This window comes from Shewanella sp. POL2, assembly GCF_000282755.1.
Classification (GTDB): Bacteria; Pseudomonadota; Gammaproteobacteria; order Enterobacterales; family Shewanellaceae; genus Shewanella; species Shewanella xiamenensis.
The window spans coordinates 29,956-42,324 of sequence record NZ_AKZL01000018.1 but is presented as its reverse complement, the minus strand read 5'-3'; the positions used below and the strand labels follow the sequence as shown (position 1 = coordinate 42,324).

General features: G+C 45.3%; 10 protein-coding genes. 6 read left to right on the top strand and 4 right to left on the bottom strand.

Annotation, left to right across the window (positions count from 1 at the left end):
* Positions 1-7: 7 nt before the first annotated feature.
* From SHEWPOL2_RS06860 to SHEWPOL2_RS06845, 4 genes are read left to right on the top strand one after another with little or no spacing between them, the layout of a single operon-like run.
* A complete protein-coding gene (locus SHEWPOL2_RS06860; protein ID WP_037427271.1) occupies positions 8-2,329 on the top strand; it encodes a DNA internalization-related competence protein ComEC/Rec2 in 2,322 nt (773 codons plus the stop codon).
* Between the two features lie 32 nt (positions 2,330-2,361).
* Entirely contained in the window at positions 2,362-4,167 is a 1,806-nt protein-coding gene (gene msbA, locus SHEWPOL2_RS06855) for a lipid A export permease/ATP-binding protein MsbA (protein ID WP_037427269.1), read from the top strand.
* Positions 4,168-5,175, top strand: a complete 1,008-nt coding sequence (lpxK, locus tag SHEWPOL2_RS06850) for a tetraacyldisaccharide 4'-kinase (protein WP_037427268.1) — start codon at positions 4,168-4,170, stop codon at positions 5,173-5,175.
* Complete coding sequence (locus SHEWPOL2_RS06845) at positions 5,165-5,344, top strand: Trm112 family protein (RefSeq protein WP_037419644.1); 180 nt, start codon at positions 5,165-5,167, stop codon at positions 5,342-5,344. The genes lpxK and SHEWPOL2_RS06845 overlap by 11 nt, the downstream gene beginning before the upstream one ends.
* 117 nt (positions 5,345-5,461) lie before the next feature.
* On the opposite strand, the gene SHEWPOL2_RS06840 is transcribed toward SHEWPOL2_RS06845, so the two are convergent.
* Positions 5,462-5,926, bottom strand: a complete 465-nt coding sequence (locus SHEWPOL2_RS06840) for a hypothetical protein (protein WP_037419646.1) — start codon at positions 5,924-5,926, stop codon at positions 5,462-5,464.
* A gap of 212 nt (positions 5,927-6,138) precedes the next feature.
* On the opposite strand from SHEWPOL2_RS06840, the gene SHEWPOL2_RS06835 reads away from it, so the two are divergent.
* Positions 6,139-6,828 carry an energy-coupling factor ABC transporter permease gene (locus tag SHEWPOL2_RS06835; RefSeq protein ID WP_037427312.1) on the top strand — a complete coding sequence of 230 codons (690 nt, stop codon included), beginning with the start codon at positions 6,139-6,141 and terminating at the stop codon, positions 6,826-6,828.
* 30 nt (positions 6,829-6,858) lie between these two features.
* Here SHEWPOL2_RS06835 and SHEWPOL2_RS06830 read toward each other — a convergent pair whose 3' ends face one another.
* From SHEWPOL2_RS06830 to SHEWPOL2_RS06820, 3 genes are all read right to left on the bottom strand, one after another.
* Positions 6,859-7,215, bottom strand: coding sequence for a glutathione S-transferase N-terminal domain-containing protein (locus SHEWPOL2_RS06830; protein ID WP_037427267.1), 357 nt, complete (start codon positions 7,213-7,215; stop codon positions 6,859-6,861).
* A 217-nt stretch (positions 7,216-7,432) separates the two neighbouring features.
* Positions 7,433-10,669: a DUF748 domain-containing protein gene (locus tag SHEWPOL2_RS06825; RefSeq protein WP_037427265.1), complete on the bottom strand. Its 3,237-nt coding sequence runs from the start codon at positions 10,667-10,669 to the stop codon at positions 7,433-7,435.
* A gap of 249 nt (positions 10,670-10,918) precedes the next feature.
* Positions 10,919-11,299 carry a VOC family protein gene (locus tag SHEWPOL2_RS06820; RefSeq protein WP_037419655.1) on the bottom strand — a complete coding sequence of 127 codons (381 nt, stop codon included), beginning with the start codon at positions 11,297-11,299 and terminating at the stop codon, positions 10,919-10,921.
* 348 nt (positions 11,300-11,647) lie between these two features.
* Between SHEWPOL2_RS06820 and SHEWPOL2_RS06815 the strand changes: the two genes are divergently transcribed.
* Entirely contained in the window at positions 11,648-12,352 is a 705-nt protein-coding gene (locus tag SHEWPOL2_RS06815) for a hypothetical protein (protein ID WP_037419658.1), read from the top strand.
* Positions 12,353-12,369: the final 17 nt, after the last annotated feature.

The window sequence follows — 12,369 nt, the reverse complement described above, 5'->3', positions numbered from 1 at the left end:
ATTCACTATGAATGGATTCATGTTTGGCTTTAGTGCCACCTTACTGTCAGCGATGTTATGGCCTTCGCTGCCGCCAATTACTTATCTACCCTACTTTTGCTTTGGGGCTCTCATCTTATTCAAAAAAGCACCTAGCTTATCTGGCACACTCTTTGCGATGTTCTGGCTAACAGGATTTTGCTTAGTGTTATCTCGGCAGGATCTTCCTTTATCCCAAAAGCCTATACAGGTGAGGGGCGAAATCATATCACTAGTTAGTCAAAACAGCGACTGGGTTAGCTTCGATATTGTTGTCGATAAACCAAATTTAATCTTTGGGCCAACGGCTAAGTTGCGTTTAACCTGGCAATCCGAGGCGACACTGCAAGTTGGGCAAGTTTGGGATTTCACTTTTATGCCTAAAAGTATATCCAGTGTACTCAATCAAGGAGGATATAACGAACAAAAGCAATTGATTAGTCAGCATATTGTCGGTAAAGGCCGCGTTATGCATGCAAGGCTTCAAGCTGAGCGTTTTTCGTTAAGACATCACTTAATCACACGACTTGCTCCAAAGTTATCTGCGTTAACACAGGGGGATATTCTGCTGGCGTTAATCCTCGGGGATAAACAACTTATCTCGCAAACTAAGTGGCAGGCGCTAAGGCAAACGGGCACGGGCCATCTGGTGGCGATATCGGGATTACATTTATCAGTGATCACCGCTTGGGTCTATGCTTGCGCTTTGTTTTTTCTTACGCGTTTGGCGCCGCATCCAAGTCGGCGAAATATAGTTATTGCGCTCATTTTTGCAGGAGTGAGTGCTCTATTTTATAGCTATTTAGCCGGTTTTGCCGTGTCAACACAGCGGGCGTTAGTGATGATTTTATTGGTTATGCTGTTGAGTTTATTAAGACGCTACTCAAGCGCATGGGACCGTTTGCTGTTTGCCTTATTTGTGGTGTTACTCATTGATCCTCTCGCTTGTTTGAGTGCGGGATTTTGGCTTTCTTTTTGTGCTTTGGCGATTATTTTATATACCTTAGAAAGTGCCAAATTTACACAGTCTGTTGATAGTAAAACAACTTTTTTAGCCAAGTCGCGAGTCAGAGTCATACAGTTTTGGTCAATACAATGGCGCTTAAGCCTGATATTGGGACTGCTGCAAGCCATCTTTTTTGGTGGTGTGAGTATCCATAGTTTGTGGATGAATATGCTGGTGGTGCCTTGGTTTAGTCTTATCGTCATTCCGCTATCGATGCTGGCTTTTATCATCTGGTGGTTAGGTACATTTTTGGGGCAATCGTGGCTGGGATTATTCAATTTGGCGGATTTAGCACTATTACCCTACGGCAAGTTACTCGAACTCAGCGTCGATTTACCCGTCCATTGGCATGTGGTTTCCGAGACATTATTAGCAGGCGGCCTGTGCACACTTTTTGCGTTGATTCTGTGGCGATATGTTCCTCATCGGCGCCAATATTGGCACTGGCATTTGTTGATAGGGTTACTGTTTCTTCCTCTGGCATTGTCTGTTTTTCAGCGCATTACAGCATCGAAAACCACTCAATGGACGCTACATTTACTTGATGTAGGGCAAGGATTAGCCGTGGTGGTTGAAAAGGATGATAGGGCACTTATCTATGATACGGGCGCCGCATTTGGCGATGATTTTAGCTACAGTGACCGTGTGGTTATCCCTTTTCTTAATACTCGAGGATTAACTGATATCGATTTTATTGTGATCAGCCACGGCGATAACGACCATGCTGGAGGCGCTCAAGTACTGGCAAAAGCGTATCCTCAGGCAAAATGGATTACTGATGTTGACCACTTAAATGCTCAGCCTTGTTTGCCACAACAGATTGATTGGCAACAACTTACCTTACGCTTTATTTCCCCACAAACCCAGGCGGGTGGCAATAATGCTTCTTGTGTGCTGCGGATTGATGATGGTCAGCAAAGTCTATTACTGAGCGGTGATATTGAAAAGGAAACAGAGAGTATATTGATTGAGCGAGTGCAAGCGGGCTTTATACTTAAAAGTCAGGTGCTTATTGCTCCACACCATGGAAGCCGCACCTCATCTACGCTGGCATTTATTGAAAAGGTGGCACCGGAGTTAGTACTGTTTCCAGCGGGGTTGAATAATCGTTATGGCTTTCCTAAAGCCGATGTCGTTGCCCGCTACCAAGCTTTGCAGATAAACCACTTAACCACCGGGATTGAAGGACAAATTAGCGTTACTTTTGAACAAGGGCGACTCGACGTAAAAACCTATCGGCAAGATTTAGCTCCATTTTGGTATAACCGCTTGTTTAGATTTGGTGACTTGATTAATCCAGAGTAGAATGAGCACTTTGCCATAATTTAGTGTTACCGATGACAGCATATCCTAAAGACGAAATGTGGACCGTATTCAAGCGATTACTGGCCTATCTCAAACCGATGAAGGGCATGTTTTTGCTTTCAGTTGCTGGCCTTATTGTGTATGGGCTTGTCGATGCGGCTTTTATTTCTTTTATTGGCCCTTTTATCGATAAAGGGTTTTCCAGCAGTACACCAGCGATAAGTAACGGTATTGCACTCCCCACGAACCAAGGCTTTCATGCCGATAACCAAGTGCTATTAATGGCGCCTATCGTGGTTATTTTAATGTTCTCCCTGCGCGGCTTTGCAAACTTCGTATCCACCTACGGCATTTCTTATATGAGCGCTAGGTTAATTATGGATATGCGCCAGCAAGTGTTTCAACATTATCTAAGTTTACCCGTGAGTTACATGGATAAGGAAAACACGGGCAATTTAATTTCAAAAGTGACCTTCGATACCGAGCAAATTGCCCGTGCATCGGGCAGTGCCTTGATTTCGATTGTTCGTGACGGTGTGACCGTTATCGGTATGCTGGGATTGATGTTTTATAACTCTTGGAAGCTTTCCCTGTGTATTTTAGTGATAGGTCCGATTATGGGATTAGTGATGACTATTGTGAGTCGCCGCTTCCGTAAGGTGTCGAAACAAATCCAAACGGCGATGGGGGATGTCAGTGCCGCAACGGAGCAGATGATCAAAGGTCATAAAAACGTACTGGCCTTTGGTGGACAAGAAACAGAAACGGCTCGCTTTGCCAAAATTAATGACAGAAACCGTCATCAAAATATGAAACTTGCGATCGCACAGGCTATCAGCCAGCCGCTTATCATGGTGATTGGCTCCTTTGCCTTGGCCTTTGTGCTGTATGCGGCGAGCCTAGATAGCATGAAAGCCGATTTGACCGCAGGTACCTTCGCGACGATTCTGGGCGCGATGATGGCCATGCTGCAACCCATCAAAAACCTCACGCGTGTGAATGCCGAATTTCAACGTGGTATTGCAGCGTGCACCACAGTATTTGAACTGTTAGACACTTTGCCAGAATCGGATACTGGTACTTATACCGTCAAGCGTGCTAAGGGCAACTTACGTTTTGATAATGTTTCCTTTAGTTACGAAGGCCAGGAGCGCCGCGCTTTAGATAAAATTGACTTTGAAGTGTCCCAAGGGCAAACCTTAGCCTTAGTCGGGCGCTCTGGGTCGGGGAAGTCGACGATTGCAAGCTTGGTGACTCGTTTTTACACCGGACTAGCGTCTGGCGATATTCTGCTTGATGATGTGAGTATTTATGATTACTCATTGAAATCATTACGTAGTCAAGTGGCTTTGGTATCGCAGCAAGTGACACTGTTTAACGATACTATTGCCAATAATATCGCCTATGCCTATCCGGGCGAAGTCACCCGCGAGCAGATTATTGAGGCGGCGACCTTAGCTCATGCGATGGAATTTATTGTGCAATTGCCCGATGGCTTAGATACCCAAGTCGGTGAAAACGGCGTGCTATTGTCAGGCGGTCAGAGGCAACGGATTGCGATTGCGCGGGCAATGTTACGTGATGCACCAGTGCTCATTTTGGATGAAGCGACATCGGCCCTTGATACTGAATCTGAGAAAGCGATTCAGCAGGGATTAGACAATTTACGCCAAAACCGCACCTCGGTTGTGATTGCTCACCGGTTATCAACGATTGAAAGTGCCGATCAAATTTTAGTGGTCGATCAAGGTCGCATCGTTGAGCGTGGCACCCACAAATCTCTACTCGAACTTGGCGGCATGTATGCCAAGTTATACCAAATGCAGTTTGGTAGCTAAATGCAGGCGTTAGTGAATAAAATTTGGTATCAAGGCCACCCATTACGGTGGCTCTTACTGCCTTTTTCTGCGTTGTTTGCGCTTATTACCGCAATTCGCCGTGGTTTATTTCGCTTAGGGATTAAATCACAAACCACACTGCCAGTCCCCGTGATCGTGGTGGGCAATATTACCGTTGGCGGTAGTGGTAAAACCCCCACAGTCATCTATTTGATTGAACTGCTGCGTCAACAGGGGTTTAATCCGGGTGTGATCAGCCGTGGTTATGGCGCGCATATCCAAGGGGTAAAAGTCGTTAGCGTAAAGGATGCTGCAACTGATGTGGGCGATGAGCCAGCTATGATTGTGGCGCGTACTGGTGTGCCTATGGTGGTGGGCCCTAAACGTGTTGATACCGCAAAAACCTTGCTGGCGCAGTTTGCCGTGGATGTCATTATCTGTGACGATGGCTTGCAACATTACGCCCTCGGCCGTGATATTGAGCTGGTGGTGATTGATGGAAAGCGCGGTTTAGGGAATCGTCATTTGCTTCCAGCAGGCCCACTACGGGAAGGTGCTTGGCGTCTTAATCAAGTGGATTTTGTGGTGGTCAATAGTGGACCCGCGCAGGCGAATCAATATGAGATGCAGCTGAGCCCAAGTGCGGTGTTGCCGGTAAATCCTAAGGCTGAGGCCGTGTTTGATCCGACCCAGCCCGTGGTGGCAATGGCGGGTATTGGTCATCCGGCGCGTTTTTTTGAAACCTTAACGCAGCAAGGTTTTCAACTCGCGTTATCCCATGGTTTTGATGACCACCAAGCCTACGATAAACACGTGTTATGCGAGCTTGCAGCATCTCGCCCCTTGATGATGACTGAAAAAGATGCGGTTAAATGTCGCGATTTTGCACAAGAAAACTGGTGGTATTTGGCTGTCGATGCCAAGCTATCGCCACAATTTGATCAACAGTTGCTGAGCCGATTACGCTCTGTGGCTGCAGCTAAAAAAGGAAAATCCCATGGCGTTTGATAAAAAACTGTTAGATATCGTTGCTTGTCCAGTATGTAAAGGAAAGTTGGAGTACGATAAGGCGGCGCAGCAATTGATTTGTAAAGCGGACAAATTAGCTTATCCCATTACCGATGGCATCCCAGTGTTATTGGAAAATCGTGCCTTACCGTTAAATGAAGCAGTTTGATTTTTAGGCATAAAACTCAGCGTTATTGAACTTAACGGTTTGAGCTAAGTCGTGTACTTGCGACACCGCCGTGCATAAGTGTAGAGAACAGGGCGATCATCTCGCCCTTTTCATGACTTAAAAGCGCACAAACTTTTGTTTATCTTCCTCAGTGGCGCCTTCTTTACATTCACCACGTATTTCTCCCCGTCCTGATTCTATTATTCGGCTCAACTCAAAGTAACCTTCGCGGCAGTAACCTGTCATTTCTAAGGTTTTCTCGAGTCCCAATTCAACTTGTCTGCCCCAGATATCGAGTGCATCCGCTTGTTGTTGGTATAAACGACGCTGCTCGCGGGGATCTTGCGCGACTTGACGCATACGTTCTTCGTGGGGGAAGGGGCGTTCGGTGACATCTCTTGGTGAGTATTCCTCCGCAAAACCTGCCTGATAGGTAAAGAGTTTAAGGCCATCTGCGCGGATATCAGTGGTGAGTTTGTCTTTAAATTTACCTGCAAATTCAGAGGGGTCTATCGGAGCGCTGCTGCAAGCGAGTAATGTTAAGCAGCTCAATAATGTCAGGCTTATCGATCTCAATGGCATATCAAGGATTACTCTTAGATGATTTACTTAGCGAAGAATACCTTAATATGTCGCTCAATATCATGCAATTATCGGTTTTATTCGCGATATACTGGTAAAGAAGTTTATTCGCCCGAATAGGTTGGTTAATCACCCTAATACCGAAACAACTTGAATCTGCTCTGAAACTTGTCGCGATAGGTTGAATGGGCATCTACTCCGGAGCCTTACTGATGCTGGATTTTTGGGCCAAGCGATTTGCTGAAATAGACTGGAATATCAGCCCATTACAGGGGGTAAGCCTGCTACTGCTGGGACTGTGGATTTATGCTATTTGGCCTAAGGAAGAGTTACTGCAGGTTGTTAAGGATAAAGGCTTGCAATGGCGGTTGTTGTTAACGCTGATTGCGGTAAATACCTTATGGCTCCTCAATGCCAGTATTCAAGTCGGAATTCATTTACATTTTCTAGGGATAGTCACTTGTCTATTGATGTTTGGTTGGCGCTTAGCGACGGTTGCCTTACTCCTCCCAAGTGCGTTTTTCAGCATATTTGTCCTAAAGCAGCCTGGTGAGTTTGGTGCATTTGGCTTGTTTGCAATAGCCTTCCCGTTATTCTGTGCGTTTATGCTTTACAGCCGCAGTTACCATTTATTTCCTAAGCATCTTTTTGTGTTTATTTTTGTTGGCGCCTTTATTAATGCAGGATTATCGACGGTTTTTCATCAATTTAGTTGGGCATTTTGGCTTTGGTTGTCGGCGGATTATGACTGGAGCATGTTAGTTGATAACTATCTGATGTTAATCCCGTTATTAGCCTTTCCTGAGGCGTTGCTCAACGGCATGGCGGTGACGCTGTTGGTGGTGTATCAACCCCAATGGTTGTTTGATTATTCTGACCGTGAGTACTTGTGGCGTAAATGAAAAGCGCGCCGTGGGGCGCGCATTGTTGTGCTAGGCAAAACGTTGTTCTAAGTAGCTGATGATATCCTTAGATTCATATAGCCATTGCACTTGACCATTGTCTTCAATCCGTAAACAGGGCACTTGTTGCTTGCCACCTTGGGCGATGAGCTCGTCTCTATGTGGGGATTTTTTTGCATCCAAGGTTTGGATATTCAGCCCTTGACGGCGCATAGCTCGGCGCACTTTTACGCAGAAAGGACAAGCATTGTACTGATATAGCGCCAGTGCTTGAGTTTGCGCATCGATTTTTTGTTGTTCTGCTGATGGGCGTTTGAGTTTCTTTGGGGCGAACACAAAGTTAAGCAACAAAATGATCCGGCCTAAAATCCAGCGAATAATGAACATAACTACCTCGAGTAAAAGTGTTTTAGCGCGCCGAAATATTGGCTATGCGAAAGGGGATTGACGCGCGGAATGTGATTCCGCTCGCATAAAGCCGCAGAGTTTAACCTAATGGATGTTTTAGGCCAAGTAATAGAACGAGGGGGCACTACCTTAATCAACCAATAAAAATGCCCAGTGAATACTGGGCATTTGATTCTCTATGGTCTTGTACAGCGCGTTATTTAGCTTCGATGCTCATATTCACTTGGGCAGCATCTTGATTGAGGGTGACGCGACTTTCGAGTAGGAAAATGCGTTCAGGTGCGATGCCCTTGCTATCAACAAGGTAGGCCTTGACTGATTTCGCTCTCTCCTGCGCTAAATCTCCCAACCTGTCTTGACCGACCGTTTGCGCTTTTAGCGAAAGGTTATAAAGCGCGATATGCCATCGGGTGGTCAGTTCCTCTTTACTCAGTGGTGTATCTTTGGTTTCAGCAATAATATTGTCTTTCACATCATCAGGATTGGCTTTAACTTCCTGCTCATAGAGTTTGAGAAGGGCATCGGCTAGAGGTCCTTGAGTCGGAAACTGACTCGGGCTGAGATCTGCCGGCAATTCCGTCAGCTGAATATTCGTTAAGGCAGCCAGCTTGCGTTTCATCATACGCTCGCTAATTGCTTGGCTATCGTTTATTGCATCGACACTGCCCTCAAGACTGAGCTGTAGCATGGGTCTATCCTCTAATCCTTTGGCGAGCTTATCTAGGCTTTCTTGCTCACGGGAAGTGAGGGTAAATTGCCCGGGATTAAAGGGGATTTTATCTAAGGTATCATCAGCGCCAATGAGACCTGCAAGGAAAGAGAAGGGGGCTGTGACGGCTTTAGTAATCACATTGGTAATGGCTGTCATGATGATGCTGCCAACACTAAAGCTGGGTGAGTCTAGATCGCCAGAGACTTCCATTCCTAGGTCAATCACGCCATGGCGATCCTGCAATAATGCAATCGCTAACGTTACGGGCAAACTGGTGGCTAAATCACTGTTACTGCGTTTCCCCAGTTTGAGTTGATTAATCACTAGGTGGTTGCTGCCCTTGAGTTGGTTTTGCTCAAGTTTGTAGTTAAGTGCTAACGACAATTGCCCTTTATCAATGTAATAGCCCGCATAGGTGCCAGAGTATGGGTTTACTGACGTCAGCTCAACACTCTTAAAAACTAAGTCTAAATCAAGATAAGGTTTATCTAACAAGGGATTAATATCCCCCTTTAATGTCACTGGTGCATAGCGGTCAATTTTGCCTTTAATATCGACAGATGCCTTAGTACCCGGCTTGGAGGATAGGTGACTGATATAACCTTCTAGCTGCTCGATGCCTGAGGCAAAGTTAGGTGTTAGCGAATTATCGGCAAAAAATGCCGATCCCTTGTTAAAGCTAATTTTTTGAATATCTAAGCTTAACTCGGGCTTTTTAGCTGCGGTTTGGGATGGTGCAACTGTATTGGTGCTGATTTCGGCTTGAATGCCAGTTTGCGCCATTTGTCCAGTGACTTTAGGCTCGGCAATGGCTTGCTGTTCAATAATCAGATTGCTGATATTGGTTGTACGATCCTTCGCGATAACAACCTTGGCATAAGGTTGCTCAAAACTTAAATGATCAATCTTGATTTGATTCTGTTGCTGGTCAAAATCGAGCTGATTAATATGCATTTTTTGCCATTTCACCAATGGCGCTTTGCGGATGCTGTCGAGGATATTCAAATCATCCAGCTCAACGTTACCTTGATAAATGGCTTTGCCTTTGCCATCGGCATGAACCTCGCCATTGCTACTGAATAGGCCGCTTTTTAGCTGCATATTGACATAGGGCTCAAGGTAAGGTTGAAATTGGGCTAAGGCCAACTGCTCCACTTTGAGGTTAGCGCTGATGGCTTGCCCAAGGACATCGACTTGCCCCTTGGAGGTAAAATGGCCTTTATCGTTTAGTCCAAAGGAGAGTTGGTATTCAATCGGGGCTTTTAAATCGCTCACTATGGTTTCAGTCGCAAAATCTAATGGATAGATTCGCCATTGCTGCGCCGTTTTGCTGAGTTTGTGCTCCTCAAGCTGAATATCATAGTTTTTGACATTCAGCCCTCCCAGGGTGACAAGCCATCCATTAGGGTTTTCTGTGGCACTGTTATTTGCCACAGCTTGCGAAGTGGTGGGGTTAGCGACTATCGCTTCAGACGCTTCAGTTGCATCAGAGGGTGTTGGTGTACCAGAGGTCGCTGCCATCGATTTGGGCATCAACAGTGGTACTAAATCAATACCTTGTTCATCTAGCTTGGCCTTAAGACTTAAGCCTTCAGTGTGGATTTGCTTAATATTGACCCGCTGCTTGGCCAGATTAGCGCTGATCCCATCTACAGCCAGCAAAGGTAAGGTGATAACTGATTGGTCACCATTGAGCAAATTCACTTTTTCAACAATCACTTGTCCACGTTCGGCAGTGAGTTGTAATTCACCTTGCTCGGGTAAATCTACTTGGTAATGGGCGTTAATACTGAGCTCACCTGTCCCCAGTTTGACATTGAATTGATCGGCAACAAATTGCCAGAGCGGCACAAGTTTGAGTTTGGCAAGCTGTACATCCCCGACGAGCTTAAAGGGAAAGAGCTGAAATTGTCCGGCAAGGCTCACTTCACCTGCGTGGGCATCCTGCAACTGGGCGACAAATTGGTTATGCACGATAGTCGTAGTGGCATTTGCCGCCGATGTTGCTGGAGTAGTATTCGCCGTAGTTGTTGCTGGAACGGCTTTGTTTGTCACCGCATCTTTGGTTGATGACGTCTTAGCTACGCTAGCAGGATTAGGTAACATCAGGTATTCAGTATCTAATTGACTGAGTTTGAAGTTGATATTGGGGTAATCAATTTGCGCCTTGGTTATCTTGTCATCAAATTTGAACTGGGCAGCACTGACGGTTAACTCACCTAAGATGATGCGCAAAGGACGTGCTTGTTCAGCACTCGTGTCTGGTTCGCTGGCTGTTTTAGCTTGGTTGAGTGTGGTAACGATGTCGTCAAAATTAAACTGAGTTGCCCCATGAGTTTGAAACCGTTGGATATGAGCAAAGGGCGTTTGCAACTGAATATGATCAATCACTAAGGCTTGATTGAATATAGACTGCCAAAAATGCACCTCAAATTGGAGCTGTGCTAATCCGGCAAAATCCCGATTATCTTTCTCTTTAACGGCGAGCTGGTCGATATTGACGCGGTAGTTAAAAGGATTGATATGCATCCCCTGTAAACTGACCGGACGCCCTAATAGCTGTGAAAGCTTCTCTGGGGCGAAGGCGACGATAGCCTTGGGGAGTATTAATCCGAGGGCGATAAGGTAACTTAAGTAGGTAATGGTTAAATAGACGAGAACTCGTTGGTATCGGGGGCGACTAAAAAACGCGAGTTTTAACCGTGATAGTTGAGTTAGCATAGTCAGATTAATGCTCCAATACGCACGCTGGCGCGAAATCTATCAATAAATGTGGTTATTCTAGCGAATAATGCTTATCTCTGCATGATTTTTTTAGTGTTTTGTCAATTAAATCTGAGTGTTACCGTATAGCAACCAATGTGAGTCAGAATGTATGTTAACTCATAACCCCTGCTTTACGAGGGTAACATGTTGTGTCTCCAGTGGGCATTTTATGACCACTAAGCTTTTTAATACGAATAGCTTAGTTTAAGTGGTGAGATAACTTATCGCGGCGATGACGGCGCCTTGTGGATCTTTTATCCAACAAAAGCGACCCACTTTCGGAATATCTTCTGGACCAAACAGAATATCGCCACCAAGTTTTTTAGCGTTAATCGCGACCAAGTCGACATCGGCGACCGTGACATAACCTGTCCAGTGCGAAGGTAGCGTCGGGAGCTGATTATCAGTGATACCGCCGATACCTACACCTTGGTTTTCAATCAAGTGGTACTGACCATGGGGCATCTTGACCGTTCTAAATTGCCAGCCAAATACTTCACCATAAAAGCGCATGGCCTCTTCAGTGTTGTGGGTTGTGAGTTCATGCCAGCCTAAGGCACCAGCGGTATTAAATGCAGAGTCCATAAGCGCGTCCTTTATGTTATTGAGCCTTGTGGCGAGGCTATTAGTATTTTGAGTGTAGACGATGCTTTTCAATAATTCCTAAGCAGATCCAGAAATGTGACATTATTTCTGCTGTAAATCATTAAACTAAGTTAATGTTAATTAATGAAATAACAAAAATCTGTTTATCGAGTTTGTCTTGATGTTGTGCTTCTGCTGCTCCGCTGAGTATTTGCTGAGTTTGCGCTCTGTTTTGCGGCTGATTGGTGGTGTTAGTATTGTTTTACAGCATTAGACCTTACTCCCCTTCGCTTGCTAAACTAGCGCCATTTGCAATCGATGAAATTGCGTAATAGGGGGGATTAACGATTGAATAAGAGTTTAGTGACCAATGTGTTGGCAGCCATTTGTGTGATCTTGGGATACGTACTGAGCTTACCCATTCTATTTAATGTTGGGTTGTTTGCATTATCTGGTGCGATAACCAACTGGCTTGCGGTGTATATGTTGTTTGAAAAAGTCCCTGGTTTGTATGGTTCTGGTGTGGTGCCTTCGCGGTTTGAAGAATTTAAACTCGGCATTGCTCATCTGATGATGAAACAGTTTTTTACCGCTGAAAACATTGATCGTTTTTTGTCTGAAAAAGAAGGTATAAGCCAAATCGATTTGGCGCCTGTGATTGAGAAAGTAGACTTAGCACCGTCTTTCGATGCCTTAGTCAATACTGTGGCACAATCTTCATTTGGTGGCATGTTAGCCATGTTTGGGGGGACTGAGGCGCTAATGCCGCTAAAAGAACCCTTTATTGAGAAGATGAAAGCTTCATTGGTCGATATGGCCGAGAGTGAACAATTCCGCGGCCTATTGAAGCAAGAGCTTGAACAGCCAAATGTGATGGCCGATTTACAACAGAAGATTGCTAATATCGTTGAGCAACGCTTAAATGAATTAACCCCGCAAATGGTTAAGCAGATAGTTCAGGAGATGATCCAAACGCATTTAGGTTGGCTCGTGGTGTGGGGCGGTGTGTTTGGTGGTGCCATCGGACTTGTCGCCGCCTTAGTACAGGGCTAATCTGAGATTAGCCACTA

Excerpts from the sequence above, each read along its gene's own strand:
- SHEWPOL2_RS06860 (WP_037427271.1), top strand. The coding sequence starts at position 8 with ATGAATGGATTCATGTTTGGCTTTAGTGCCACCTTACTGTCAGCGATG.
- msbA (WP_037427269.1), top strand. The coding sequence starts at position 2,362 with ATGACAGCATATCCTAAAGACGAAATGTGGACCGTATTCAAGCGATTA.
- lpxK (WP_037427268.1), top strand. The coding sequence starts at position 4,168 with ATGCAGGCGTTAGTGAATAAAATTTGGTATCAAGGCCACCCATTACGG.
- SHEWPOL2_RS06845 (WP_037419644.1), top strand. The coding sequence starts at position 5,165 with ATGGCGTTTGATAAAAAACTGTTAGATATCGTTGCTTGTCCAGTATGT.
- SHEWPOL2_RS06840 (WP_037419646.1), bottom strand. The coding sequence starts at position 5,926 with ATGCCATTGAGATCGATAAGCCTGACATTATTGAGCTGCTTAACATTA.
- SHEWPOL2_RS06835 (WP_037427312.1), top strand. The coding sequence starts at position 6,139 with ATGCTGGATTTTTGGGCCAAGCGATTTGCTGAAATAGACTGGAATATC.
- SHEWPOL2_RS06830 (WP_037427267.1), bottom strand. The coding sequence starts at position 7,215 with ATGTTCATTATTCGCTGGATTTTAGGCCGGATCATTTTGTTGCTTAAC.
- SHEWPOL2_RS06825 (WP_037427265.1), bottom strand. The coding sequence starts at position 10,669 with ATGCTAACTCAACTATCACGGTTAAAACTCGCGTTTTTTAGTCGCCCC.
- SHEWPOL2_RS06820 (WP_037419655.1), bottom strand. The coding sequence starts at position 11,299 with ATGGACTCTGCATTTAATACCGCTGGTGCCTTAGGCTGGCATGAACTC.